The 25570-nt window shown below is 71.8% G+C and carries 29 protein-coding genes and 1 pseudogene; 16 read left to right on the forward strand and 14 right to left on the reverse strand.

All coding sequences use genetic code 11. The annotated features are described in order from the left end of the window. The first annotated feature begins 191 nt into the window (after positions 1–191). The 6 genes and pseudogenes from ACZ31C_RS09040 to ACZ31C_RS09065 all read left to right on the forward strand — a co-directional run bounded on the left by ACZ31C_RS09040 (position 192) and on the right by ACZ31C_RS09065 (position 6548). The gene (locus ACZ31C_RS09040) at positions 192–1025 is read left to right on the forward strand and encodes a carbohydrate ABC transporter permease (RefSeq protein ID WP_350693069.1); all 834 of its coding nucleotides are present in this window, start codon (positions 192–194) and stop codon (positions 1023–1025) included. Between the two features lie 73 nt (positions 1026–1098). Then, positions 1099–2469 carry a GH1 family beta-glucosidase gene (locus ACZ31C_RS09045; protein ID WP_396741895.1) on the forward strand — a complete coding sequence of 457 codons (1371 nt, stop codon included), beginning with the start codon at positions 1099–1101 and terminating at the stop codon, positions 2467–2469. Positions 2470–2488: 19 nt separating this feature from the next. Beyond that, complete coding sequence (locus ACZ31C_RS09050) at positions 2489–3496, forward strand: LacI family DNA-binding transcriptional regulator (protein ID WP_465794771.1); 1008 nt, start codon at positions 2489–2491, stop codon at positions 3494–3496. A 104-nt stretch (positions 3497–3600) separates the two neighbouring features. After that, positions 3601–4011 carry a RidA family protein gene (locus ACZ31C_RS09055; protein WP_465794772.1) on the forward strand — a complete coding sequence of 137 codons (411 nt, stop codon included), beginning with the start codon at positions 3601–3603 and terminating at the stop codon, positions 4009–4011. A 248-nt stretch (positions 4012–4259) separates the two neighbouring features. Continuing rightward, positions 4260–5213: an endonuclease domain-containing protein gene (locus ACZ31C_RS09060; protein ID WP_465794773.1), complete on the forward strand. Its 954-nt coding sequence runs from the start codon at positions 4260–4262 to the stop codon at positions 5211–5213. 428 nt (positions 5214–5641) lie between these two features. Then, positions 5642–6548: pseudogene (locus ACZ31C_RS09065) on the forward strand (GNAT family N-acetyltransferase). On the opposite strand, the gene ACZ31C_RS09070 reads toward ACZ31C_RS09065, so the two are convergent. Together ACZ31C_RS09070 and ACZ31C_RS09075 are read right to left on the reverse strand one after the other, a co-directional pair. Continuing rightward, positions 6521–6700, reverse strand: a complete 180-nt coding sequence (locus ACZ31C_RS09070) for a hypothetical protein (protein WP_465794774.1) — start codon at positions 6698–6700, stop codon at positions 6521–6523. The pseudogene ACZ31C_RS09065 and the gene ACZ31C_RS09070 overlap by 28 nt on opposite strands. A gap of 376 nt (positions 6701–7076) precedes the next feature. Continuing rightward, positions 7077–7298 (reverse strand): hypothetical protein, encoded by a 222-nt coding sequence (locus tag ACZ31C_RS09075; protein WP_465794775.1) that lies wholly within the window; start codon positions 7296–7298, stop codon positions 7077–7079. Between the two features lie 264 nt (positions 7299–7562). Here ACZ31C_RS09075 and ACZ31C_RS09080 point away from each other — a divergent pair, with 264 nt between their 5' ends. From ACZ31C_RS09080 to ACZ31C_RS09095, 4 genes are all read left to right on the forward strand, one after another. Continuing rightward, complete coding sequence (locus ACZ31C_RS09080; protein ID WP_465794776.1) at positions 7563–8333, forward strand: DUF5753 domain-containing protein; 771 nt, start codon at positions 7563–7565, stop codon at positions 8331–8333. Continuing rightward, positions 8324–8509, forward strand: a complete 186-nt coding sequence (locus tag ACZ31C_RS09085; protein ID WP_465794777.1) for a DUF397 domain-containing protein — start codon at positions 8324–8326, stop codon at positions 8507–8509. Before ACZ31C_RS09080 ends, ACZ31C_RS09085 begins: the two co-directional genes overlap by 10 nt. An 18-nt stretch (positions 8510–8527) precedes the next feature. After that, on the forward strand, positions 8528–8719 hold the full coding sequence (locus ACZ31C_RS09090; protein WP_465794778.1) for a DUF397 domain-containing protein: 192 nt from the start codon (positions 8528–8530) through the stop codon (positions 8717–8719). Positions 8720–8955: 236 nt separating this feature from the next. Then, positions 8956–9702: an SAM-dependent methyltransferase gene (locus ACZ31C_RS09095; RefSeq protein WP_465794779.1), complete on the forward strand. Its 747-nt coding sequence runs from the start codon at positions 8956–8958 to the stop codon at positions 9700–9702. Between the two features lie 72 nt (positions 9703–9774). Here the strand turns inward: ACZ31C_RS09095 and ACZ31C_RS09100 are convergent, their stop codons facing one another. Further along, positions 9775–10290, reverse strand: a complete 516-nt coding sequence (locus ACZ31C_RS09100) for an O-acetyl-ADP-ribose deacetylase (protein WP_465794780.1) — start codon at positions 10288–10290, stop codon at positions 9775–9777. A 3-nt stretch (positions 10291–10293) separates the two neighbouring features. Then, positions 10294–11085, reverse strand: coding sequence for an EI24 domain-containing protein (locus ACZ31C_RS09105; protein WP_465794781.1), 792 nt, complete (start codon positions 11083–11085; stop codon positions 10294–10296). Positions 11086–11241: 156 nt separating this feature from the next. Between ACZ31C_RS09105 and ACZ31C_RS09110 the strand changes: the two genes are divergently transcribed. From ACZ31C_RS09110 to ACZ31C_RS09130, 5 genes are read left to right on the forward strand one after another with little or no spacing between them, the layout of a single operon-like run. After that, a complete protein-coding gene (locus tag ACZ31C_RS09110) occupies positions 11242–12150 on the forward strand; it encodes an ABC transporter ATP-binding protein (protein WP_465794782.1) in 909 nt (302 codons plus the stop codon). Positions 12151–12160: 10 nt separating this feature from the next. Further along, positions 12161–12895, forward strand: a complete 735-nt coding sequence (locus ACZ31C_RS09115) for an ABC transporter permease (protein WP_465794783.1) — start codon at positions 12161–12163, stop codon at positions 12893–12895. A gap of 11 nt (positions 12896–12906) precedes the next feature. Next, entirely contained in the window at positions 12907–14175 is a 1269-nt protein-coding gene (locus tag ACZ31C_RS09120; RefSeq protein WP_465794784.1) for a sensor histidine kinase, read from the forward strand. Then, positions 14172–14822, forward strand: coding sequence for a response regulator (locus tag ACZ31C_RS09125; RefSeq protein WP_465794785.1), 651 nt, complete (start codon positions 14172–14174; stop codon positions 14820–14822). The genes ACZ31C_RS09120 and ACZ31C_RS09125 overlap by 4 nt, the downstream gene beginning before the upstream one ends. A gap of 3 nt (positions 14823–14825) precedes the next feature. Further along, the gene (locus tag ACZ31C_RS09130) at positions 14826–15854 is read left to right on the forward strand and encodes a helix-turn-helix transcriptional regulator (protein ID WP_465794786.1); all 1029 of its coding nucleotides are present in this window, start codon (positions 14826–14828) and stop codon (positions 15852–15854) included. Here ACZ31C_RS09130 and ACZ31C_RS09135 read toward each other — a convergent pair. The 8 genes from ACZ31C_RS09135 to ACZ31C_RS09170 all read right to left on the reverse strand — a co-directional run bounded on the left by ACZ31C_RS09135 (position 15845) and on the right by ACZ31C_RS09170 (position 22456). Beyond that, complete coding sequence (locus ACZ31C_RS09135) at positions 15845–16759, reverse strand: SDR family oxidoreductase (protein WP_465794787.1); 915 nt, start codon at positions 16757–16759, stop codon at positions 15845–15847. The two genes, ACZ31C_RS09130 and ACZ31C_RS09135, sit on opposite strands and share 10 nt — an antisense overlap. Before the next feature lie 97 nt (positions 16760–16856). Next, the gene (locus ACZ31C_RS09140) at positions 16857–18455 is read right to left on the reverse strand and encodes a DEAD/DEAH box helicase (RefSeq protein ID WP_465794788.1); all 1599 of its coding nucleotides are present in this window, start codon (positions 18453–18455) and stop codon (positions 16857–16859) included. 153 nt (positions 18456–18608) lie between these two features. After that, positions 18609–18830 (reverse strand): hypothetical protein, encoded by a 222-nt coding sequence (locus ACZ31C_RS09145; RefSeq protein WP_350693098.1) that lies wholly within the window; start codon positions 18828–18830, stop codon positions 18609–18611. Between the two features lie 137 nt (positions 18831–18967). Then, positions 18968–19705 carry an alanyl-tRNA editing protein gene (locus tag ACZ31C_RS09150; protein ID WP_465794789.1) on the reverse strand — a complete coding sequence of 246 codons (738 nt, stop codon included), beginning with the start codon at positions 19703–19705 and terminating at the stop codon, positions 18968–18970. A gap of 11 nt (positions 19706–19716) precedes the next feature. Beyond that, entirely contained in the window at positions 19717–20604 is an 888-nt protein-coding gene (locus tag ACZ31C_RS09155) for an alpha/beta fold hydrolase (protein ID WP_465794790.1), read from the reverse strand. Further along, the gene (locus tag ACZ31C_RS09160; protein ID WP_350693103.1) at positions 20601–20915 is read right to left on the reverse strand and encodes a DUF2516 family protein; all 315 of its coding nucleotides are present in this window, start codon (positions 20913–20915) and stop codon (positions 20601–20603) included. The genes ACZ31C_RS09155 and ACZ31C_RS09160 overlap by 4 nt, the downstream gene beginning before the upstream one ends. Positions 20916–20996: 81 nt before the next feature. Continuing rightward, positions 20997–21824: a hypothetical protein gene (locus ACZ31C_RS09165; protein ID WP_465794791.1), complete on the reverse strand. Its 828-nt coding sequence runs from the start codon at positions 21822–21824 to the stop codon at positions 20997–20999. Then, the gene (locus ACZ31C_RS09170) at positions 21821–22456 is read right to left on the reverse strand and encodes a helix-turn-helix domain-containing protein (protein ID WP_449943380.1); all 636 of its coding nucleotides are present in this window, start codon (positions 22454–22456) and stop codon (positions 21821–21823) included. Before ACZ31C_RS09170 ends, ACZ31C_RS09165 begins: the two co-directional genes overlap by 4 nt. Positions 22457–22658: 202 nt before the next feature. On the opposite strand from ACZ31C_RS09170, the gene ACZ31C_RS09175 reads away from it, so the two are divergent. Continuing rightward, positions 22659–23462 (forward strand): alpha/beta fold hydrolase, encoded by an 804-nt coding sequence (locus tag ACZ31C_RS09175; protein ID WP_465794792.1) that lies wholly within the window; start codon positions 22659–22661, stop codon positions 23460–23462. 122 nt (positions 23463–23584) lie between these two features. On the opposite strand, the gene ACZ31C_RS09180 is transcribed toward ACZ31C_RS09175, so the two are convergent. Both ACZ31C_RS09180 and ACZ31C_RS09185 read right to left on the reverse strand, forming a co-directional pair. After that, entirely contained in the window at positions 23585–24565 is a 981-nt protein-coding gene (locus ACZ31C_RS09180; RefSeq protein ID WP_465795016.1) for an asparaginase, read from the reverse strand. Positions 24566–24638: 73 nt separating this feature from the next. Then, positions 24639–25466, reverse strand: coding sequence for a beta-keto acid cleavage family enzyme (locus tag ACZ31C_RS09185; RefSeq protein WP_465794793.1), 828 nt, complete (start codon positions 25464–25466; stop codon positions 24639–24641). Positions 25467–25570: the final 104 nt, after the last annotated feature.

Genomic DNA, 25570 nt, shown 5'->3' on the forward strand with positions numbered 1-25570 from the left:
TCGCGACGCGCGAGCGAAGCGAGGTGGCGCGATGAGCGAGCGCAGCGAGCGAGTCCTCAGGTTCAGCGCGTCGATAGCTCGTCGGGACGCCGAGCGAAGCGAGGTGGCGCGATGAGCGAGCGCAGCGAGCGAATCCTTCAGTTCAGCGCGTCGGGAGCTCGTCGGGACGCCGAGCGAAGCGAGGTGGCGCGATGAGCCGGCTCTGGCGGGCCAGCCCGCTCACGTACTGCGCGCTGATCGCCGCCACCGTGATGTCGCTCTTCCCGATCTACTGGATGTTCGTGGTGGCCAGCCGCAGCAGCGACGCGATGGGGCAGTTGCCGCCACCGATGACGCCCGGCGGCAACCTGGGCGCCAACATCGCCCGGCTGTTCGACAACACCGACGCGTACTTCCTGACCGGTCTGATCAACTCCGCGATCGTGGCGACCACGGTCACCGTCTCGGTGGTGTTCTTCTGCAGCCTGGCCGGGTTCGCCTTCGCCAAGCTGCGGTTCCGGGGCCGCAACGCGATGCTGATGGTGATCATCGCCACCATGATGGTGCCCACCCAGCTCGGCGTCATCCCGCTCTACATGCTGATGACGAAGCTGAACCTGAACGACCGGCTGCCCGCCGTGATCCTGCCCGCGCTGGTCACCGGCTTCGGCGTGTTCATGATGCGCCAGTACGCCGGTCAGGCGGTCAGCACCGAGCTGATCGAGGCGGCCCGGGTGGACGGATGCGGTACCGCCCGGATCTACTGGAACGTGGTGGTACCGGCACTGCGGCCGGCCGCCGCCGTGCTCGGCCTGCTCACCTTCATGACCACGTGGAACGATTTCCTCTGGCCGTACGCGGTGCTCAACGACCCGGAGAATCCCACCGTGCAGTTGTCGCTGCGGGCTCTGTCCGACGGCTACTACCAGGACATGTCCCAGGTGTTCACCGGTACGGCCATCGCCACGCTGCCGTTGCTGCTGGTGTTCGTCCTGTTCGGCCGCCAGATCATCGGCGGGATCATGGAAGGTGCGGTGAAGGCGTGAGCGAGCGTCAGCGAGCGAACCATCGACACAGGGCCGTGCCTCGTGGCGGCACGCAGCGAAGCGGAGTGCCGGCATGAGCGAGTTGAGTTTCCCGGAGAACTTCCTGTGGGGTGCGGCCACGGCGGCGTACCAGATCGAGGGGGCGGCCCGCGACGACGGGCGCGGCGACTCGATCTGGGACACGTTCAGCCGTACGCCGGGCAAAGTCCACGCCGGGCACACCGGCGACGTCGCCTGCGACCACTACCACCGGTACGCCGACGACGTGGCGATGATGGCCGAGCTGGGCCTCCAGGCGTACCGCTTCTCGGTGTCCTGGCCCCGCATCCAGCCCGACGGTAGCGGGCCGGTCAACCCGCGCGGCCTGGACTTCTACGACCGGCTGACGGACGCGCTGCTCGGTCGGGGCATCGACCCGATCGTCACGCTGTACCACTGGGACCTGCCGCAGACGTTGCAGGACCGGGGCGGCTGGACCGACCGGGACACGGCCGAGCACTTCGCCACCTACGCCAGTGCCGTGCACACCCGGCTCGGCGACCGGATCGACACCTGGACGACGCTCAACGAGCCGTGGTGTTCCGCGTACCTCGGGTACGGCAACGGCGTGCACGCTCCCGGGGTGCAGGACGCGGGGGCGGCCTTCTCCGCCGTACACCATCTGCTGCTCGCGCACGGCCTGGCCGCCCAGGCCCTGCGGTCCGGCGGGGCGGCCCGGGTCGGCATCACGCTCAACCCCGCCGACGTGCAGCCCGCCGACGCGGACAGCGCGGCCGACGCCGCCGCCGTACGTCTGGTCGACGGCCTGCACAACCGGATCTTCCTCGATCCACTGCTGGTCGGCGGGTACCCGGACGACGTCCGCGAGCACGTGGCACGGCTGGTCGAGCCGACCTTCGTCCGGGACGGCGACGAGAAGATCATCGCGGCGCCGATCGACCTGCTCGGCATCAACTACTACTCCCCCACGTACGTCGCGGGGCGTCCGGACGGCGGCGGGGGCGGTGGCGCGTACCCGGGCACCGAGGGCGCGGTGGAGTTCCTGCCAGCGGTCGGTCCGCTGACCGACATGGGGTGGATGATCGAGCCGGCCGGACTGACCCGGCTGCTGGAGCGGATCGCCGCCGACTACCCCGGCGTGCCGTTGCTGATCACCGAGAACGGTGCGGCTTTTCCGGACAAGACCGCCGACCCGTCCAGCCCGCTCCAGGACTCGGACCGGATCGCGTACCTCGACGGCCACCTGCGCGCCGCGCACGAGGCCATCGCCCGGGGCGTCGACCTGCGGGGCTATCTCGTATGGTCATTGCTGGACAACTTCGAGTGGGCCGAGGGGTACCGGAAGCGGTTCGGCATCGTGCACGTCGACTACCTCACCCAGCGGCGTACACCGAAGTCGAGTGCCCGGTGGTACCAGGAGGTGATCTCCCGGAACGGGCTGTGACGAGATGGTGGTTTCTCCTATGACGGGGGCGCAGCGGCCCACTCTGGAAGCGGTGGCGCGACGGGCCGGGGTGTCCCGGGCCACCGTTTCCCGGGTGGTCAACGGCTCGACCACGGTCGCCGAGCCGATCCAGGAGGCGGTCCGTCAGGCGGTGGCCGAGTTGGGGTACGTGCCGAACCTGGCCGCCCGCACCCTCGTCACCCAACGCACCGACTCGATCGCCCTGGTCATGCCGGAGGAGGCCACCCGGGTCTTCTCCGACGACCAGGTGTTCCCGGGCATCATCCGGGGCGCCGCGCAGGAGTTGGAGGCCGCCGACAAGCAGCTCGTGCTGATGCTGGCCGGCTCACCGGCCGGTCACGAGCGGGTGGAGCGGTACACCACCGGCCGGCACGTCGACGGAGTGCTGTTCGCCTCGCTGCACGGGGCCGACCCGCTCCCCGCCAAGCTGGCCGCGCTCGGCATCCCGGTGGTGTGCAGCGGCCGTCCCCTCGACGGCGCGGACATCCCGTACGTCGACGTCGACCAGGTGGCCGGGGTGACCCGCGCGGTCCGGCACCTGATCGACGGGGGCCGCCGCCGGATCGCCACCATCGCCGGCCCACAGGACATGGTCGCCGGGATCGAGCGGTTGACCGGCTACCGGGAGACCGTGGCCGCCGCCGGGCTGCCGGAGATGGTGGCCGTCGGTGACTTCACCCGCGAATCCGGGGCGGCGGCCATGCGGGAACTGCTCGACGCCCACCCCGACCTGGACGCCGTCTTCGCCGCCTCGGACCTGATGGCGCACGCCGCCATGCGTACGCTCCGCGAGACCGGACGGCGGGTGCCGGACGACGTGGCGGTGATCGGCTTCGACGACATCGAGACCGCCGCCTACACCGATCCGCCGCTGACCACCGTCCGGCAGCCGATAGTCGAGCTGGGCCGGCAGGGCACCCGCCTGCTGCTGCGTCTCGCCGCCGGGGAGGACGTCGAGCCGGCGCTGATCCTTCCCACCGAGCTGATCATCCGCGAGTCCGCCTGAGGTAAGGAAGGGCACCTTATTAACGCCTCGTGCATAGAAGGGGTCCCCTCCTAACACCGAAACCAGGTGGCAACCGGCTCACCGAGCTGGTTAGCCTGCCCCGCATGTCTAGTTCCGTCCGATTGCTGCCCGTGCCCGCCCTCAGCGCCACCGCCCCGTACGCCTATCTGGCCACCGTGGAACCCTCCACCCGCCTGGTCTACACCGCAGGGGCCTGCCCGCTGGACGCCGACGGGAACACCGTCGCCCCCGGTGACTACGCGGCCCAGGCCCGACAGGTCATGGCCAACCTGGAGACCGCCCTGGGCGCCGCCGGTGCCACGCTCGCCGACGTGGTCAAGAGCACCGTCTACGTGGCGTCGTCCCAGCAGGCCGACCTGGTCGCGACGTGGGAGGTGGTACGCGACGCCTTCGGCGACCACGACGCCCCGAGCACGCTGCTCGGCGTGGCCGTGCTCGGCTACGACGACCAGCTCGTCGAGGTCGAGGCCGTCGCCGCCGTCCCGGCCGGCTGACCGCCCCGCTCTCCGCCGCCTACGCGGGCACGTAAGGCTGGCCATGATCTCGAAGACGCCGCCGGCTGCACCCGCGTCACCGTGCCGCTCGATCGGCTCCGCGGCCGGGGCGTGATCGGTGCGGGTGCCGCGTGTTGCCGCACCTCGGCCCGCCCACGTACGTGACGGCGGAAGCGATCACGAAGGTGGGTAGATCTGTTGTCGCTGGGACGACAACAGATCTACCCACCTCGCGGTTCAATCGATTCGTGCGGATACCCCGGGATGACGCCGATCCGTTGCAGTGGCTGCTGTTCGAGCAGTCGGGAATTCTCACCTGGGCGCAGGCCACCGCCGTGCTGAGCCCGTCCACAGTGCGTCACCTGCTGACCTCCGGGCGATGGAGCCGGGTGTGCCGGGGCGTACTGCGGGCCGAGTCGCCCGGCAGGCCGTACTCGACCGCGCAGGCATGGTGGGCGGCTGTGCTCGCGGCCGGCGAGGGCGCGATCCTCGCCGGGCTGGCGGCGGCGACGGCCGGCGGGCTGCGCGGCACCTATCGCTACGACACCGTCGACGTGCTGATCCCGCACCATCGCCACCGCGCCGACCTGCTGCGCCGGCTACCACTCGGCCTGCCTGCGGTGCGGGTACGCCGGGCTCGACACCTGCCCGACACCGACCGCCAGCGGGCGCGCCCCGACCGTACGTCGATGGCACGATCCCTGGTCGACGCGGCGCAGTGGGTGCGTACCGACGACGAGGCGCAACAGATCCTCGCGGCCGGCTGCCAACAGCGGCGAGTGACCCCGGCGGAGATCGGGGCGGTGTTGGATCGGATGCCCCAGGCCCGCCGGGGCGCGCTGATCCGGGAGACGCTGCACGACATCGCGGGCGGTGCGGAGGCGCTCTCCGAGATCGACCTGGCCCGGCTGTGCCGCCGCCACGGGTTGCCGCCGCCGCAGGGACAACATCGGCGGCGGGACACCGACGGTCGGAATCGCTACCTGGACGCCTACTGGCCTCGGTGGTCGCTGCACGTGGAGATCGATGGCGGACACCACATGGACGCCCGACACTGGGCCGCTGACCTGCGGCGACAGAACAAGATCTGGATCGAGGGCGACCGCATCCTCCGCTTCACCGCCTTCGACGTCCGACACCGCCCGGCCGAGGTGGCGGCCCAGATCCGCGCGGCCCTGAAGGCCGCCGGCTGGCAGGGCTGAGGGTGGGTACGGCTGAAGTCCGATTGGCGAAGCCTGAGGTGTTAGGAAGGGTCCCTTCCTAACACCTCAACGGGCCGGGGATCGGAGCCGTCAGGTCGCACCCAGCTCTCTGGCCCACCGATTGGCAGGGCCCCACGTCGCGGGCACCGCCCGGCCGCAGCCCTGCGAACCGCCCGTCGGCGGGACCCGACCATGCGGCCACAGCGCGGTCGCGCCGCGCTGCCCAGCGCCGCCCGCAGACCCGCGGGCCGCCGACTGGCAAGACCCCACGTCCCGGCACCGCCCAGCCGCAGCCCCACGGGCCGCCCGACATCGAGGCTGACGGGTGAGGTGGTTAGATCTGTTGTCGTCCCAACGACAACAGATCTACCCACCTCCCGGCGATAAACCCGAGGCGGAACCGGCGGTGGACGACTAGCCTCCGCCGGATGCCGCAAGCACCGTTCCTCATCCGCCCGGCCCGCCCCGACGACGCCCCGGCGGTGGTGGCGCTGCGGAGGCTCGTGTTCCCCTTCCTGCTGCGAGGAGTCGCCTCCACCCGGCAGTTGATCGCCACACCGCCGCCGGGTCTGCACTGGGCCGGCTTCGTCGCCGAGGTCGACGGGCGCATCGTGGGCTGGGTGTGCGCGTCCCGAAACGAGCACACCGCCGAGGCGGTCGGCGAGGTGTCGCTGCTGCACGTACACCCTGACCAGCGGCGACGCGGGATCGGCGGCGCGCTGCTGGCCGAGGCGATCACGCACCTCGCCCCGCTCGACCTGACCCGGCTGCACGGGCGTGCGCTGCCGGAGGCGCTGCCGTTCGCCCGCCGGCACGGCTTCACGCCGAGCCGCCAGGCGCAATTCTCCGCCCTGGACCTGCACACGCTGCCACCTTTGCCGACACCTCCCGACGGCGTACGGCTGGTCCCGCTGGCGGACGTCGACCCGCGCCACGTGCACCGGGTGGACGTGCTGGCCAGTGCCGACGAGCCGGGCGACGTCGTGTCCGGCGCGATCAGCTACGCCGACTGGCTCGCCACCACCTGGGACAACGTCGGCCTGGACCGGGCGGTCAGCACCGGCGTCGAGGTCGACGGCGAGCTGGCCGCGATCAGCCTGGTGAAGCGGGACGGTACGCGGATATGGTCCGATTACACCGGCACGGTGCCGCAGCACCGGGGACGTGGACTGGCCGCGGCTGGTCAAGCTGGCCGCGCTGCACCGCGCGGCGCAGGACGGGGTCACCACCGCGTACACCGGGAACGACGCGGCGAACGCGCCGATGCTGGCGGTCAACACCCGGCTCGGTTATCGGCAGGTCGCCACTCAGTGGTCCTGCGTACGGGAGCTGTGAACAGCGGCCCAGTCCGTGAAGCGCGCCGCCAGGCCCGAGCGGCGCTCACCCGGGTCCGGCGCGGCGAGCTGGCCGGCGGCCTCCTCGCGCAGCGTCGTCAGGTAGGCCACCAACTCGACCCGCCGCGTCCGGTACTCCGCCAGCAGCCGCAACTTGGCCGGAGAACACGGCCACGCGGCACCACACGCCCGGCAGCGCCAGGTGGGGCGCGCGGGCTCGTGCGCGGCGAGGTCACCGTTGCACCGGTCCCGTGCCCGCCGCCGGAGCGCCGCGGGGAGCGACGCACGGGCGGCGAAGCCGCCACGCGCTCCATCCCCGCAGCCTGTACGAACAGCGTCCGCCGAGCGGTCGCATTGCCCGCCGCGTTGAGCTGATAGACCTCGATCCAGACCCATCCGTCGTACGTCGTCAGATCGAGCTTCCGAATCAGGCGCACCACGATCGGCTTGCCGAACTGTGGGGATGCTGCCCTGCTCAGGAGGTACACGCCGGGGCAGATCGTCGGACTCTCGTCCTCCCGGCGCACGCTCACCAGCCACGCGCCGGGCGGACATCGGCGAGATCCGGGCGGACCTGCGCATAGCGGCGACGGACCCGCAGTGTCCGGTCCTCCTGCACCTCATGGCCGTACACCTCGATCCACACGCTGCCGTCGCGCTCGATCCGGTCGCCCACCTCGGCCACGTACAGCGTCAACTCCCCCGCGCCGGGCTGGTAGGCACCCTCAAGCACGCGGACCACGTCACCCACGGCAAGGCCGGTACGCGCAACGGGCTCACCCCACCGCGAGGCAGGTACGGCATTCACAGGCTCGGGCACGGTGCCTCCTCCGTCGACGTTGGAGGGGGCCGCCCTGAGTGCTCGCCCACGGGCGACCCCCGGCGGCACGACCAGCGGGCCACCCCTGACCTCCACTCGCCACACCGCCCAGACTCAACTTGCCATCTGTGACCAGACAGCAACACCCCGTGTCGGTATGGTGTCTAGATATCTACTGTGTCGGAAGGTGTCTCAATGAACGACGCGCTCCGAATGGCGCTTCAAAGGTCAGGTCACACAACAGATTCCCTGGCTGAGAGCATCGGCGTTGACCCGAAGACGACCGACCGATGGCTGCGCGAGGGACGCATACCGCACCAGGCCCATCGGAACGCGGCAGCCGGGGCACTTGGGTGCGTCGTGTCAGACATATGGCCGGACACAAAACGGAGATCTCGCGAACTCGTATGGTTCCGCCCGTGGGAGGCAATCGAGCGCGAGGCACACTCGCTTCGCTCCTATCAGCCGCTAGTCCTGCCCGGACTGCTACAGACAGAGAGGTATGCACGGGGGATCTTCGGTTCAGCCGGACAGCACACGTCGGATGAGGTCGAACGTCTGGTAGCTGCGCGAATGGCCCGTCAGTCGGTGCTCGCCGCAGACGGCCCTCCGTGGCTGACGGCGGTCATAGACGAGGGTGTCATTCGACGTGCGGTGGGGGGACCTGAGGTGATGCGGGAGCAGCTGGAGGCATTGGCCGGAACAGCACTCTTCCCGCACGTCCGCATGCATGTAGTGCCGTTGTCTGCCGGAGCTTACGGCGGGCTGTCAGGTCCATTCGTCATCGCCAGCAGCGTCGACAACCGAACCGCCGGCTACCTGGACAATCAGCTTCATGGGCAGGTGGTCGCCGAGCCCGGAGACCTGGTTGCCCTCACCGCAGCATGGGAGAATGTACGCGGTGAGGCGCTGTCCCACCGGCAGTCGATCGAACTTATTAGGGAAGTGGCAGAGACATGGAGCTGACCGGTGCCACCTGGCGCAAGAGCAGCCGCAGCAGCGCCAACGGCGGTGACTGCGTCGAGGTCGCGGACAACCTTCCCGGCGTCATCGGTGTCCGGGACTCCAAGGACCCCACCGGCCCGACCCTGACCTTCGGCCCGACGGCGTGGCGGACCTTCATCGCCCAGCTCACCGATTGAACGAAGTCGAGAGCCATCATGGACCTCAGTAACGCGCGGTGGCGAAAGGCCACCCGAAGCGGCACCAGCGGCGGCAACTGCGTCGAGGTCGCCGACAACCTTCCCGGCGTCATCGGTGTCCGGGACTCCAAGGACCCCACCGGCCCCGCCCTGACCTTCGGCCCGACGGCGTGGCGAACGTTCATCAGCCAGCTCGCCGAGCGAGCCTGACCCAGACCTACGACGAAGCGCCCGCCCGATCGTGGGCGGGCGCTTCTCGTCGTCGACGACGCGAGCACGTCGGCGCAAATCGGTGGAAGCGTCGGGGACAGCACGCCTACGCTGGCCGGATTCAAGAGGACGTTCCGAGTGAGGTGCATTGATGACGGTCCGAGCAGCGGCGACCGGCTCCGGTCGACCGCCCTTCCCAGGCGCCCTGACCTCATCGAACCCGAGGAGCATCTCCCGTGGATCTGCCACGCATCTTCACCATTCGCGAGAGTAACCACCGCATTCACAACCCGTTCACCCCCGGCAAGCTCGCCGCCCTGGGGCAGGCGCTACGCCTGGCCCCCGGCACCCGTGTGCTCGACCTGGCCAGCGGGTCGGGCGAGATGCTGTGCACCTGGGCTCGGGACCATCAGGTCACCGGGACCGGGGTGGACATCAGCACGGTCTTCACCGAGCAGGCCCGTGCCCGCGCCACTGAACTCGGCGTCGCCGACCGGGTCACCTTCGTGCACGACGACGCCTCCGGGTACGTCGCGGACGAGCCGGTCGATCTCGTCGCCTGCATTGGCGCCACCTGGATCGGTGGTGGCCTTCCCGGGACTGTCGAGCTCCTGAGAAACAGTCTCCGTCCTGGCGGTCTGATGCTCGTCGGCGAGCCGTACTGGCGGCGGGAGGTGCCGGACCAGCAGACCGCCAGAGCCTGCCTCGCGCAGAGCGTGGACGACTTCCTGCTGCTGCCGGAGCTGGTCGAACGGTTCGGCGACCTCGGGTACGACGTCGTGGAGATGGTGCTGGCCGATCAGGACAGTTGGGACCGGTACCAGGCGGCACAGTGGCTGAACCTGCGCCGCTGGCTCGACGACAACCCCGATGACGAACTGGCCGAAACGGTACGGGCGGAGCTCACCACCGAACCCGTCCGCTATACGCGCTACCAGCGCGAATACCTCGGCTGGGGGGTTTTCGCACTGTTGGCCCGCTGAGGCGGGTCCACACGCGGTCGAGAAGGGGCGGGGCGGCATGACCGCCCCGCCCCTACCAACAGAAGGCAGGCGTCAGCCGGTCGCGTGGACGCGCTCGGCGACGGCGTAGGTGTCCGGGCCGAACAGCACCAGTCGGGCCTCGGTGATCGTCGTCGGGCTGGCCGCGCGCAGCACCGACAGCGCCTGGCGGACCGCGTCGTCGACCGGCCAGCCGTAGATCCCGGCGGAGATCAGCGGGAAGGCCACGGTGCTCGCGCCCAGGTCGTCGGCGACGGCCAGGCTGTTGGCGTAGCAGGCGCGCAGCAACGGCGAGCGGTCCTCGGTGTCCGTCCAGACCGGGCCGACGGTGTGCACCACCCAGCGGGCCGGCAGGTCACCGGCGGTGGTCGCCACGGCCTGCCCGGTCGGCAGGCCACGGCCGTAGCGGGACGCGCGCAGCGCGCGGCACTCGGCGAGGATGGCCGGTCCGCCTCTGCGGTGGATGGCACCGTCGACTCCCCCGCCGCCGAGCAGCGACGAGTTGGCGGCGTTCACCACCGCGTCCACCCGCTCGGCGGTGATGTCTCCCTCGACCAGGGTGATGTCCATACCTCACGCCTCCGTGATCGGCTGGCCGAGCGAGCGGCGGGCCAGCAGGGCGGCACCGGCCACCGCCGCCGGCATCAGCAGGACGGCACCGAGCGGGATCAGGAAGCAGACGAAGACGGCCACGCCGAAGCCGAGCGCGGTGGGGCGGTCCGCCTTCAACACGGCCCGACGGTCCCGCAGCCCCTTGCCCCGACGGTAGAACGGCGAACCGACCAGTTCGACGGCGAGCAGCCAGCCACCCACCGCCGCACCGATCACCGGTACGACGGTCTGGCCGAGCAGCGGGATGAACCCGGCGGCGAACAGCGGGATGCCCACCAGGACGGCCAGCGCCACCAGGCGGAGCGAGTCGGCGGCGCTGCGCCGCAGCGACGGCCAGAAGGGCACTTCGACGGCGTCGGGAGTGCCGCCGTACCGCCGCTCCACCCGCTCGGAGATCTTCTCGTAGAAAGGGTCGCCGATGACCAGCGTGACCGCCGTGAAGGTGAGCACCGTGAGCAGGCCGCCGAGGCCGAGGATCGCCAGGCCGGCGACGACCCGGACCGCGTTGCGTCCGGCCGGGGCCCAGTCGTCGGCGAACGGGGTCACGAACCGGGCCAGGTCGCCGACGAAGTACACCAGGGTGGCGTACACAGCGAGGAAGATCGTCCCGGAGATCAGCGCGGGCACGATGCCGAGCAGCATCAGGCCAGGGCTGCGGACGTACAGGCCGATGCCGCGCAGCAGCAGCGCGGCGCCGCCGACGAACCGGCGGGCGCTGCCCACGGCGGCGCCGGGGATCGCGGATGCGTTCACGTCGCAGAGCCTAGTCACCGCCACCACATCAACCGATTGACGGATCGCCCGGATCAACCGGGGTCGCCCAGGATCACCGCTGGCCGGTCGATTCGGCGGCGGGCCGCCACCGCGAGGCTGGAACGGTACGCGAGACCGACGGCGGAAGGTGGGGACATGCCGGTCATCGAGGTGACCAACCTGCACAAGCGATACGGCGAGACGGTCGCGGTGGCGGACGTGTCCTTCACCGTGGCGGCCGGAGAGATCTTCGGTGTGCTCGGGCCGAACGGCGCCGGCAAGAGCACCACTGTGGAGTGCGTGGCCGGGCTCCGCGTCCCTGACGGGGGCGGGGTGTCGGTCCTCGGGCTCGACCCCCGCCGGGACGGCACCCGGCTGCGCCAGCACGTCGGCGTACAGCTCCAGGAGAGCCAGATGCCCGACAGGCTGCGGGTCGCGGAGGCGCTGGAACTGTACGCGTCGTTCTACCGCCGCCCGGCCGACCCGGAGCAACTGATCGAGGAGTTGGGCCTCGGTGCGAAGCGCAACGCCCCGTACGGCAAGCTCTCCGGCGGCCAGAAGCAGCGACTGTCGATCGCGCTGGCCATGGTCGGCAACCCGAAGATCGCGATTCTGGACGAGCTGACCACGGGACTGGACCCGCAGGCCCGACGGGACACCTGGGGGCTGATCGAACGGGTTCGGGAGCGGGGCGTGACGATCGTGCTGGTCACCCACTTCATGGAGGAGGCCGAGCGGCTCTGCGACCGGATCGCCGTGATCAACCAGGGGCGGGTGGCGGCCCTGGACAGCCCGGCGGGTCTGGTCGCGGCGGTCGCACCGGAACAGCGGATCCGGTTCCGGCCGTCCGCCCCGGTGGACGATCGACTGCTCACCGACCTGCCGCAGGTGACCACCGTGACCCGTAGCGGCAGCCAGGTGGTGGTGGCCGGCACCGGTGACGTGCTGCACGCGGTCACCTCGGTCCTCGCCCGCAACCAGATCATCGCCGCCGACCTGCGGCTGGAGCAGGCCACGCTGGACGACGCGTTCGTCGAGCTGACCGGGCACCGACTCACCGACTGAAGGGACGACGATGCACGCCTTCGGCCAGATCCTCAAGACCGAGACCAAGCTCTACCTGCGGGACCTCCCGACGCTGCTGCTCACCGTCCTGCTGCCCGCCGGGATCCTGACGGTGCTCGGGCTGATCCCGTCGTTCCGCGAACCGGACCCGAACTTCGGTGGGCAGTCCTTCCTCACGTACTTCACCCCGTCGCTGCTGGTCGCCTCGGTGGCGATGGTCGGGGTGAACGTGCTCCCCTCGGTGCTGGCCACCTACCGTGAGCGCGGCATCCTGCGGCGGCTGGCGACCACCCCGGCCAGCCCGGCGGCGCTGCTGGTCGCCCAGCTCGTACTCGCTCTCGCCGGGATCCTGGCCAGCGCGGTGCTGCTCGCCCTGGTCGCCCGGTTCGCGTTCGGCTCGCCGTTGCCGCAGCATCCCTGGGGGTTCGCCGCCGCCCTGGTCCTCGGTACGGCGGCCCTGCTGGCGCTGGGACTGGTGATCGCGGCGGTGGCCGGCACCGGCCGGTCGGCGCAGGCGATGTCGGTACCGCTGTTCATGGTGGTGATGTTCTTCGGCGGGGTGTACCTGCCCCGGTTCCTGCTGCCCGACGTGCTGGGCGACCTCGGCGCCTACCTCCCGCCCGGGGTGCAGGCCCTGCTGGACGCCTGGACCGGCACCGCACCGCAGCCGCTGCACCTGGGGATAATGGCGGCGATCGCCCTGACGGCCGGAACCGTCGCGGCGAAGTTGTTCCGCTGGCAGTGAGCGGAGGCGAGATGGCCGGCAGCGATGAATCCGACGTTCAGCTCGCCGTCTGGCAGGACCGGGAGGCGAAGCTCTACCGGGTGGTGCCCTACGGCGGGCTGGCCGTGGGCACCCTGCTGTCCACCGTCGCGCCGACCGCCCGCAGTCTCCCGTTGGCGGTCATCCTGCCCGTCGCCGGTGCCGCCGCCTGCTGGGTCGCCTGGTTCGTCACCCTGCATCCGGGTTGGCACGGCCGGCGGGGGCCGATGACGTTCTTCTACGTGGGGTTGCTGGGTTTCGCCACCACGCTGGTGATCGCCAGCCCGTGGTACGGCTTCTTCGCCTGGGTCGGTTTCGTGTACGCGTTCTTCCTGCCGGGCAGGTGGCCGATGGCCGGAGTGGCCGTCACCGCCGCGTTGCTCGGCACGTCGCAGAGCGGTGGCCTGCCGTCGCTGTCCTCGAACTGGCTGGTCTGGCTGGTCATGGTGTCGTTCAACCTGATCGTTGCCGGCGGCGTGAGCTGGTTCGCCTTCGTGGCCGAGCGCGAGGGCGAGAAACGCAAGCGACTGGTGACGGAGCTGACCGACGCCAACGAACGGCTCGCCGAGACCGTGCGGGAGAACGAGGGGCTGCACGCCCAGCTCATCACGCAGGCCCGGGAGGCCGGTGTGCTGGACGAACGCCAACGGATGGCCCGGGAGATCCACGACACCCTGGCCCAGGGGCTGACCGGCATCATCACCCAACTGGAGGCGGCCGAGCAGTCCCGGGACCGTTCGGCCGACTGGCACCGGCACGTGGACAACGCGCTGGACCTGGCCCGGGAAAGCCTCACCGAGGCCCGCCGGTCGGTCCGGGCCGTACGCCCGGAGCCGCTGGAGACGGCCCGGCTGCCCGACGCGCTCGCCGAGCTGGGTGGGCGCTGGTCGGCCCGGCACGGGGTGGCGGCCAGCGTCGACACCACCGGTACGCCCCGCCCGCTGCACCCGGAGATCGAGGTGACGCTGCTCCGGGCCGCCCAGGAGGCGCTGGCCAACGTGGCCCGGCACGCCGCCGCGTCCCGGGTCGGGCTCACCCTGTCGTACATGCCGGACGTGGTGACGCTGGACGTACGCGACGACGGGTCGGGGTTCGACGTCGGCGACGGGTCGATCGTGCCGGACCAGGACGGCGGCTACGGTCTGACCGCGATGCGGCAGCGGGTGACCCGGGTCGGCGGCCGGTTGGCGGTCGAGTCCGAGCCGGGCGGCGGCACCGCCATCTCGGCGTCCGTACCGGCCCTGCCCGGAGCCGCCGCGTGAACGGCCCGGTACGCCTGCTCATCGTCGACGACCATCCGGTGGTCCGGGACGGGCTGCGGGGCATGTTCACCGGTGACCCCGGGTTCGAGGTGCTCGGCGAGGCGGCGGACGGTGCCGAGGCGCTGGTGCTGGCCGCGTCACTGCGGCCGGACGTGGTGCTGATGGACCTGCGCATGCCGGGCATGGACGGGGTGACCGCGATCGGCCGGCTGGCCGCCTCGGGCAGCCCGGTGAAGGTGCTGGTGCTGACCACCTACGACACGGACGCCGACGTGCTGCCGGCGATCGAGGCGGGCGCCACCGGCTACCTGCTCAAGGACGCGCCCCGCGAGGAACTGGTCCGGGCGGTACGCGCCGCCGCCCGGGGCGAGTCGGTGCTCTCCCCCAGCGTCGCCGGGCGGCTGATGGGGCGGCTGCGGACCCCGCGTACGCCGGCCGAGGAGCCGCTGAGTCAGCGTGAACTCGAAGTGCTCACGCTGGTCGCCCGAGGCTCGTCGAACCGGGAGGCCGCCGCCCGGCTGTTCATCAGCGAAGCCACCGTCAAGACCCACCTGCTGCACGTGTACGCCAAGCTCGGGGTCAACGACCGGGCTGCGGCGGTCGCCGCCGCGTACGACCGGGGCCTGCTCACGCCCGGTGGGCGGTGACCGGTGCGCGCCGCACGACTGATCTCGTTGCTGCTGTTGTTGCAGGCCCGGGAGGTGATGACGGCGGCGGAGCTGGCCCGCGAGTTGGAGGTCTCCGAACGCACCGTCTACCGGGACGTCGTGGCGCTCTCCGCCGCCGGGGTGCCCGTCTACGCCGACCGGGGACCGACGGGCGGCTATCGGCTACTCGGCGGCTACCGGACCCGGTTGACCGGGATGACCCGGGACGAGGCGGAGGCCCTGTTCCTGGCCGGACTGCCCGGCCCGGCCGGTGAGATGGGACTCGCCGACGCGGTGGCCGCCGCCGAACTCAAGGTGCTCGCCGCGCTGCCACCGAGCCTGCGCGACGCCCCGGCCCGCACCGGGCAACGGTTCCACCTGGACGTGCCGGGCTGGTACCACCACCGGACCGCCCCGCCGACGTGGCTGACCGAGCTGGCCGGCGCGATCTGGCGGGACCGGGTGGTGACGCTGCGTTACCGGCGCGGGGAGCACGAGGTGACCCGCCGGGTCTGCCCGTACGGTCTCGTGCTCAAGAACGGGACGTGGTATCTCGTCGGCCGGGTCGGCGAGGACGTGCGTACCTACCGGGTGGACCGGGTCACCGCCGTCGAGCAGCACGAGGAGAGCTTCGACCGGGAACCGGGCTTCGACCTGGCGGCGCACTGGCAGCAGCGGGCCGCGTCGTTCCTGCGGAGCATGCTGCGGGCCGAGGTGACGCTCCGGCTGAGCCCGGTCGGCCTGCGCGTGCTCCGGCACATGGTCGACGTCCCGTTCGGGTACGACGAGGCGGTGGCCGCCGCGAGCGGACCCGACGAACAGGGCTGGTCGACCATCCGGCTACCCGTCGAGTCCGTCGACGTGGCGTACGCCCAACTGCTCGGGCTCGGTCCGGAGGTGGAGGTGTGCGACCCGCCCGAGTTGCGGGCCCGGCTGGCCGAGGCGGCGGCCCGGACAGCCGCCCTCTACGCCACCGACCGTGCGCCGCCGACCGGCCAGGACGGCCGGCCGGCGGCCGACGGTCAGCGGTAGCCGGTGACGTCGGCGGGGTGACCCGCGTCGACCACCTCGGTGATGTAGCGGAAGGCGTCCGGCTGGCTGCCGTCGACGTCGGTGAAGCCGTACACCTTGGCCAGTTCGCCTGCGGAGACGGATTGGCCGGTCCAGCGGTGCCGGTCGGAGTCGGTGGCGAGCGCAGCGACCGCCCGGCCGACGAAGGCCGGTGTCTCGGAGATGAGGAAGTGCGGGTCCTTGGCGGCGCCGTCGCGCCAGTTCTCCTCGGTGACGCCGAAGTGCTCCAGCATCGCCTCCGACCGCAGCCACCCCGGGCTCAGCGCGACGGCCGTGCCGTCGTACGCCTTCAGCTCGTGCGCCCAGATGAAGGCGAGCCGGTTGACCGAGGTCTTGGCCAGGTCGTAGAAGACCGACAACCGGTAGTTCTCGTCGTTGTACGCCTTCGTGCCGTCGCCGACCTCCACCACCAGCCCGCCGGGACGGCGGATCAGCAGCGGCAACGCGAAGTGGCTGGTGATCACGTGGGTCTCCACCGCCAGCCGCAGCGTCCGGAATCCGGCGTCGAGCGGCTGTTCCCAGACCGGCTTTTCCCAGGTGATCAGCGGATCGGCACCCCACACGTCGTTGACCAGCACGTCGAGTCGGCCCTGCTCGGCGTCGATCCGCTCGACCAGGGCCCGCACCTCGTCCGGCACCAGATGATCGGTCCGGACCGCGATCCCAGTGCCTCCGGCGGCGGTCACCAGCTCGGCCGTCTCCTCGATGGTCTCCGGCCGGTTCAGCTCGGAGCGCGCCGCCCGGCTGCTGCGACCGGTGGCGTACACGGTTGCACCGGCCGCGCCGAGTTGCACCGCGATCTGCCGACCGGCTCCCCGGGTGGCACCGGCGACCAGCGCCACCTTTCCCGTCAACGATGTCGTCATGACGGTCACGTTGCCAGGGATACCTGACAACCGACGTCAGCTTTGGCGACGACGTCCCGCCGGCTCTGGCGACGAGTCGGACCCGGCGGTGCCGATGTCAGCCCTGCCGGTAGCGTCCGCCCGGCCGGGCGCGAGCGGAGAAGGCCGCCGCTCCGGACCGCGACCCCCCGGCCGGTGCCGCGCCGGAGCGGGCCGCCTGCGACCGTGCGCCCTGGGACCGACCGGAACCGGCCTGCGCCCCCTGGGCACGCTGGCCCCGACCCGAACCGGCCTGCGCCTCCTGGGATCGACCTGCGCCGCCCTGATTGCCCCGGGACCGGCCGCTGCCGGCCTGACCGCCGTGGGACCGGCCGGTGCCGGCCTGTGCCGTCTGGGGTCGCGCAGCACCGTTCTGCGTCGCCCCGGTCGGTGCCGACGTACCGCCGCGACGGCCGCCCCGGTTCGAGCGCGGCTCGCGTACCGGCTCGGTGGACTCCACCGGCCGGGCGACGAGCGTCCGCTCCCCCGGGGCGATCTCGCGCAGCAACGCGTCACCCGGACGCAGCCGGGTGGTGGTCGCCCGGATACCCGCCTTACGGGTCAGCTCCCGCACCTCGGACGCCTGCTGGTCGGTCATCAACGTGACGACCGTGCCGGCCGCGCCCGCCCGGGCGGTACGACCCGACCGGTGCAGGTACGCCTTGTGCTCGGCGGGCGGATCGGCGTGCACCACCAGGGCCACGTCGTCGATGTGGATGCCCCGGGCGGCGATGTCGGTCGCGACGAGCGTCTGTACCTCGCCGTCGGCGAACGCCTGGAGGTTGCGGGCCCGCGCCCCCTGAGCCAGGTTGCCGTGCAGTTCCACGGACTTCACCCCGGCGGCGACCAGCCGACGGGTGAGCGTCTTGGCCCCCCGCTTGGTGCGGGTGAACACCACGCTGCGACCCGGCGTGGCGACCAGGTCGACCAGCACGGCGAACCGCTCGTCGGCGAGCACGTGCAACACGTGGTGCGTCATCGCGGTGACCGGGGACCGCGCCGAGTCGACACTGTGCGTGACCGGGTCGGTGAGGAACCGACGGACGAGCACGTCGACACCGGCGTCCAGGGTGGCGGAGAAGAGCAGGCGCTGACCGCCGCGCGGGGTCTGGTCCATCAACCGCCGTACGGTGGGCAGGAAGCCCAGGTCGGCCATGTGGTCGGCCTCGTCGAGCACGGTGATCTCGACCGCGTCCAGGTGCGCGTGGCCCGCGTCGACGTGGTCGGCGAGCCGGCCCGGGCAGGCCACCACGACGTCGACCCCGGCCCGCAGCCCCTTGATCTGCGGGTTGGCGGCCACACCGCCGAAGACGGTCATGGTGCGCAGCGACAGGGCCTGCGCCAGCGGGGCCATCACGGCGTCGATCTGGGAGGCCAGCTCACGGGTGGGCGCGAGGATCAGCGCCCGGGGACGCCCGGCCCGTCGAGGCGCCGGGGTGGCCGCCAGGCGGGTGAGTACCGCCAGCACGAAGGCGTACGTCTTGCCCGAACCGGTGCGGCCACGGCCGAGCACGTCGCGTCCGGCGATCGCGTCGGGCAGCGTGGCCGCCTGGATCGGGAACGGCCGGTCCACCCCGGCCGTGGCGAGGACGCGGGTGAGCGCCTCGGGCACGCCGAGGTCGGCGAAGGTGGGAGTGGTCGAGGAGGTGTTCTGCTGCTGTGGGCGGCGTGCCGCCATGAATGCTCCGAACGTCGAAGAGAGATCCCGCCCGGCGCTGACCGCTTACCGGCCGCGGCGCGTGGCCTGGGAACATCGAGCCGGCCCGCCAGGACAGGGCCGCAAGGTCAGTCTACCCCCTGCCGCCCACCCACATGCGGGAGCACGATCTGCTCAGGTGGTGGCGACGTCCTGCCACTTACGCTGGCCGTCCATCCACGCTCCGGCCAGGATCTCCGCCGACCGCAGGCCAGGACACGGGATGATCTTCGACCCGCCGGCGCCGCCGCCGGCCCGGGCCTCGACCTCCCACGACTCGCCGTCGGTGCGGATGAACACATCGCGACGTCCACGCACGGTGCGGTCGCCGTTCCACCAGTGACGCTCGGTTCTCACCCACAGACCGTACAGCAGAAATCGCCGCCAAAGATGAGATGATCTTGTAATCTGTCGCGACGATCGGGTAAAGGATGCCGAGGCCGGACCGGCTCGGCAGGCCCGAACAGGCCGTCCGTACGAACTCCGGCCGGCGGCTAGTCGGCGAGGCGGATGCGTACCCGGCGGTTCGCCCGGCCCTTGCTCTCGACCTTGACCACCCGGACCTGGCCGATCTGCGCGGTGGACGCCACGTGGGTGCCCCCGTCGGCCTGCACGTCCAGACCGACGATGTCGACGATGCGCACCTCTGCCTCGTCCAGCGGGATCAGGTTGGACTGGGTACGGATGATGTCCGGCAGGGCCAGCGCCTCCGTACGCGGCAACACCCGGGTCGCCACCGAACGGTCGGCCACCACCTCGGCGTTGACCAGTTCCTCGATCCGGGTCTTGAAGTCCGGCGGCACCTCGGGCAGGTTGAAGTCCATCCGTGCCTCGCCGGGTTCCATGTTGCCGCCGGTGACCAACGCGCCGAAGTCGCGGAAGACCACCCCGCAGAGCACGTGCAACCCCGAGTGGGTACGCATCAGCCGGCTGCGCCGCTCGTCCTCCACCGCCCCGGTGACCGTGCTGCCGACCGGCGGCAACGGATCACCCTCGGCGGGAATCAGCCAGAGGTCGTCGCCCTTGCGGGTGCCCACGATCCGGGTCTGCACCCCCTGCCACAGCAGGACGCCGTGATCCGGCGGCTGACCGCCACCGCCGGGATAGAAGGCCGAGCGGTCCAGCACGATGCCCTGCTCGGGGTCGCTGTGCAGGACCGTGCACTCCCACTCGCGCAGGGTCGGGTCGGCCAGGTCGAGGCGGTGGGTGCGGCCATGGTGTGTGACGCCCATGACAGCGCAGGCTACCCGTTCAGGAACTCGGAGATCCGGCCGCGCAGATCGGCGCGTTCCGTCCACAGCACGCCGGGGCGGGCGTACCGGTGCAGGGTGGCGCCCGGCAGCACGGCGGCGAGTTCCTCGGCCACCTTCACCGGGTGTAGGTCGTCTCCCTCGGCGGCGATCACCAGGGCCGGCGCGGTCACCGCCGCCAGCGCCCCGGCGTCCGGCACCGGCACCTGCCCCGGCAGGTCGGCCAGTCCGGCGGCGAGTCCGTCGCGGAGCAGATGGTCCAGCCGCTGCCGCAGGTACGCCCAACCGGCCGGAGTGTTGCGCACAGCCGACGGCATCTCGGCCGAGACCACCTCGGCCACCGCCGAGGCGTCCCCGACCTCCACCGCCGCGAGCAGCTCGGTCAGCCGGGCGTGGGCCAGCGGCCCCCGTGGCCGGTCCAGCGCGGCAGGCAGGAAGAAGACCAGCCGGTCGAAGCGGTCCGGGCTCTCCACCAGCAGTCGGCACAGCGCGCCCGCACCGAGACTCACCCCGAAGGCGCGGGTCGCACCGCTGAGATCGGCGACGGCGCGCAGGTCCCGGGCGAGGTCGAGGTAGCTCCACGGGCCGTCCGGCGCGTCCGAGCGACCGTGGCCACGGAACTGGAAGAAGACCTTGCGCCCGTTCACCCCGCTGCCGAACGGGCGGGTGGTGGCGATGCCGTTGCCGAAGCCGTGCGCGAACACGGTGACCGGGTCACCGACGCCGGTGACCAGCCGCTCCAGGCGTACGCCGTGCGGAGTGTCGACCAGCTCGGTGTCCGGGTCGGGCAGCGGCGGACGACCGGTACGCGGTGCGCCCGGCCCCGGCCCGCAGGTGCGAGGTCCGCCGTCCGGTGGTGGTGGCCAGCGGAACGCCCTCACCAGGATCCTCTACCGTCGCCCAGTTCACGCAGGCCGACGCGCACGTCGAGCAGGTAGATGAGGGCGGCAGCGACACCGATCAGCCCGAAGATGCTCAGCGTGCTGCGGGTCAGCAGGGTCAGCAGGGTCGTGACCGCCAGGATCGCGATCCACCCACCCTTGGGCAGGGTGCCGATGGCGGGGAAGGCGTCGGAGCGCTGGGTGACGGCGTGCACGAGTGCCACCCCCTGCACGACCAGTGCGAACACGAACAGGATCAGTTCGATCACGTAGCGGACGTCGAAGACGAAGATCGGCGCGGCGTTGGCCATGACGGCAAGCTTATGCTGGCGACCCCGGTCCCGTCCGACAGGACGGGACCGGGGTCGCTGTGGTCGATGTGTCTGTCGTGGTCACTCGGCCGTGGGGCGCGTCCGCTTCGTGGCCCGGGGCAGCTTCGCCGACGGCGTGGCCTTCTTGGCGGCGGCCGGCTGCCCGGTGCTCGTCTTCGCCGCGGTGGTCTTCTTGGCCGCGGCCTTCTTGGCGGCCGGCTTGGCCTCCACGATCTCGGCGACCTCGGCCGGGCTGGGCGCCTCGGCCTTCTTGCGCCGCGTCACCGGCGCGGCGTCCGGCGCGATCGCGGTGGGCTCCACCGTGGCCTCGGTGGCGTCGATGTCGGCGTTCACCGTCTCGGCGGCCTCCACCACGCCCGCCCCGACGACCCGCTCACCGTGCGCGACCAGCGCGCCGTACGCGGCCAGTGCCCGCTCCTGGGCGGCGTGGGCACCGGCGACGACCACGGCGGCGTTGCGGGTCGCCAGCTCACGCAGCCGGTCCAGGTCGGCGGCCTCACGCAGCTTCTGCACGTCGGCGGCCTCGCGAAGCTTCGCCGGGTCGGCGACCTCGCGCAGCCGGTTGAGGTCGGCCGCCTCACGCAGCCGGTTGAGGTCGGCGGCCTCGCGCAGCCGGTTGAGGTCGGCCGGCGTGGCCTTCTGCCGCAGCGACTCGGCGGTCTGGTTGGCGTTGCGCAGCGCGTCGTTGGCCTTCTGACGCAGCTCGAATCCGGCGACGACGGCCTTGCCACCGAGGTCGCTCACGACCCGCCCGCCGTCGGCGGTGACCCGGTCGCGCAGCTCGCCGACCACGGTCGGCAGTCGCCGCAACTGCTTCAGGGCGAGGTCGCCGGCACCGGCGGCGGCGTAGAGCGGAGCGGGAATGCGGTCGGTCTTCGGCTGGGTCATGACTTCTCCTCCTGGGCCTCGGCGGAGGCCTTGCGGACCACCGTGCGGGCGGCCTTCTTGGCTGGGGTACGGGTCGGCGCGGGGGCCGGACCGGCCTCCGTCACGGCGACCGATTCGAGAACGGCCTCGGTCGGCGATCCCTCGGCGGTGGTGGGACCGGTGGCGGCCAGGTTCGCCACGTCGGGCGAGGTGAGGTCGGGAACGTCGTTCGCGACGTTCGTCCCGCCGGCCACGTCGGTGTCCGCGGCGTCCTCCCGAGCGGCGTCCGCGGCGGCGGTCGCGTCGGCGAGCCGGGCGTTCTCCCGACGGAACGTCTCGTAGATCTGGGTCAGGGACTGCTTCTGGGCCATGGTCAGGTCCGGGTCGACCGCGATGGCCGCCAGTACGCCCTGACCCTCCTTGTCGTCGAGGAGCCCGGCGCGCAGGTACATCGCCGGGGTGGAGACCCGCAGCGCACTGGCGAGTTGCTGGAGCACCTCGGCACTGGGACGGCGCAGGCCCCGCTCTATCTGGCTCAGGTAGGGGTTACTCACCCCGGCCTGCTCGGCGAGCTGCCGCAGCGAAATCTTCGCGTTCCGCCGCAGGTCACGAATGAACCCGCCGACGTCGGGAAGGTCCTTGGAAGTGGCCATGACTCCACGCTAACCGGCACTGCTAGCTCCTGCAAGCAAAACGCTAGCCCGAGTTAGCAAGGTCTCATCGGGCCGGACCTGCCGCGCTCGACTGGTCATACCCTCCTCGCCGCCTCCGGTTCGCAGGCCCCGCGCACTGCGGTCACACCGTCCCGCCGCGTGCGGGTTTGCGCCCGCGCGCGCCCGGTCGTACCGTCTCGCCGTGACCAAGATCGAAGTGAATGGCGCACAGTTGGCGTACGACGAGACGGGCTCGGGATCGCCGGTCGTCCTCCTGCACGCCGGCATCGCGGACCGCCGGATGTGGCACGCGCAGCTCGACGCGCTCGCCGTCCGGCACCGGGTGATCGCCGTCGACCTGCGTGGTTACGGCGAATCCGAGCTGCCGTCCACCGCCTTCGCCCACCACGACGACGTGGCCGGGCTGCTCGACGCACTCGACCTGCCCCGGGCCGCTCTGGTCGGCTGCTCGTTCGGCGGCGCGGTGGCGATCGACACCGCCCTTGCTTACCCGGCACGGGTCAGCGCACTCGCCCTGCTCGGCACCGCCGTCTCCGGCCACGAGTGGTCCGAGCAGACGAACGACCTGTGGGAGAGCCTGGTCGGCGAGGTGGACCCGGAGGACTTCGCGGCCACCGCCGCCGGGGAGGTGCGGTTCTGGGTGGTGGGCCCGGAACGGGACCCGGCAGACGTCGACCCGCACCTGGTGGCGTTCGCCACCGCGATGGACGAACGCGCGCTCGCCGCCGAACTGGCGCTCAGCGCGGTGGACATCGCCGAACTGGATCCGCCGGCCAGTGGGCGGCTCGACGAGCTGACCATGCCCGTACTGGTCATGGCCGGTGCGGCGGACGTACCCGACATCCGGCACCTGGCCGACCGCATCGCGGCCGAGGCACCGCAGGCGGTACGCCTGCCCGACGTGCCGGACGCGGCTCACCTGCTGCCCCTGGAGCGCCCGGCGTCGGTGAACGCCGCGCTGCTCGACTTCCTGCCTGCGGCGTAGGGATGAAAGGAGGGGTCCCCTGCTAACGCCTGCGGTATAGCAGGGGACCCCTGCTAACCACTCAGCCGGCGACGAACGACGGCGCACTCAGCCGGCGGCGAACGACGGCGGTTGCCGAGGCGTCACCAGAGCGGACGGACGGCACCGACCGGCAGGCCACCGCCGAAGAGCGGCACCTCGGCGAACTCCGCGAGCACCGGCGCGTCGACACCGAGCCGACGCAACGCGGAGACCAGCACCGGCATCCGGGGGCGACTAGCGCCGTCGTCGATCTTCAACGCCACCGCGCCGACGCCGGGCAGCGCCGTCGCGATCACGCCCTCCGCGCCCACCTTCGCCAGCAGTCCCGGTACGCCCCGCATCAGCCGGGTGTCGTCGGCCTCGGTGCCACCGACGATCTCCGGGTGCCCGCGCATGGCGTCGGCCACCGTACGCGGAGCCGTGCCCTCCTCCGCCGTCACCAGCCGCAGGTACGCCCCGGCCAGCCCGGTCAGCGACGCCGACAGCACCGGCGCGCCGCAGCCGTCCACACCGACCGCCACGGCCGACTCCCCGGTCAGCTCCTCGACCGCGTCCCGCAGTCGCTGCTGGAGCGGGTGCTCCGGCCGCCAGTACCCGTCCAGCGGCCAACCGGCGGCACGGCAGGTCAGCACCATTCCGGCGTGCTTGCCGGAACAGTTCATCTGCCCTCGGGTGGGACCGCCCCCGGCCCGCAGCACCGCCTCGCGGGCCTGCTCACCGACCGGCAGGTCGGGCGGGCAGTGCAGCGCGTCCTCGTCCAGACCGGCGGCGGCGAGCAGCCCGGCCACCCGGGCCAGGTGGAACTCCTCCCCCGCGTGGCTGGCCGACACCAGGGCCAGGTCGGCCGACCCGGTCAGTGGCAGCCCGGTGCCGATCATGCCGACCGTCTGCATCGGCTTGTTCGCCGAGCGAGGGAAGACCGGCGAGGTCACGTCACCCGCGGCGTCGACCACCGCGCCGTCGGCGTCGAGCACCACCACCGACCCCCGGTGTACGCCCTCCACGAAGCCGGACCGGACCACCTCGGCGAGGGCCGCGCCGCCCTCGTACGTCTCTCCCACAACGTGGACGGTACCGACGATGCGGTGTGGGCCGGCACCGGGGTGAGCAGGGACGCCACCTCCGGGTGTACAGCGACGGTGGGAATTTCTCCCCTTACATTCCGAGCATCTCGCGCGCCTCGACGGTGGTCATCGGCGGGCGCTGCGCGAGCTGGGCGAAGCCGACCGCGCGGGCGACGAGCTGCATGTTGGACTCCACCGGCCGCCCCTTGGCGTACGTGATCGTGTCCTCCATGCCGACCCGCAGGTGGCCTCCGGCCGACAGACTCGCGAGCAGCACCGGAATGCTGGTGCGGCCGACACCGGTCGCCGAGAACGTGGTCCCCTCCGGCAGGTCCCGCAGCATCTGCTGGGCCGCGACCAGGGTCGCCGTGGTGCCCGGCATCCCACCCGGCACCCCCATCACGAAGTCGACGTGCACGTGACCGCCGTGCGGCAGCCCGTACCGGCCGAGCAGCCGCTGCAACGCGGTCAGGTGGCCGAGGTCGAAGATCTCGTACTCGGGCACGACGTCCCGCTCCTGCATCCGGGTGTGCAGGTCGACGATGAACTCCCAGCGGTTGAGGAAGACGTCGTCGCCGAAGTTGACCGTGCCCATGGTGCACGAGGCCATGTCTGGTCCCGCCTCCAGCACGGCCAGCCGGTCGGACTCCGGGTCGGTGACCGCCCCACCGGTGGAGAGCTGCACGATCAGGTCGGTGCTCTCCCGCAGCGCCGCCACGGTCTCCCGCAGCCGTCCCTGGTCCAGCGTCGGGCGCGCCTGGCCGTCGCGGATGTGGACGTGGATCACGGAGGCGCCCAGCGCCTCGCACTCCTTCGCCGTGAGCAGCAGCTCGTCCAGGGTCACCGGCAGCGCCGGCACCTCCGTCTTGGCCGACTCCGCGCCGGTGGGGGCAACCGTGATCAACGTCGCTGTTGTCATGCCGGCGATCCTAGAACCCCCGGCCCGGTCTCCGGCGCCAGGCCGGTGCCGTCAGCGCGAGCAGAGAACGTCGGCTGAGCAGGGCGTCGGTGTTAGCAGGGGAC

Source organism: Micromonospora sp. NPDC023869 (genome assembly GCF_055559695.1).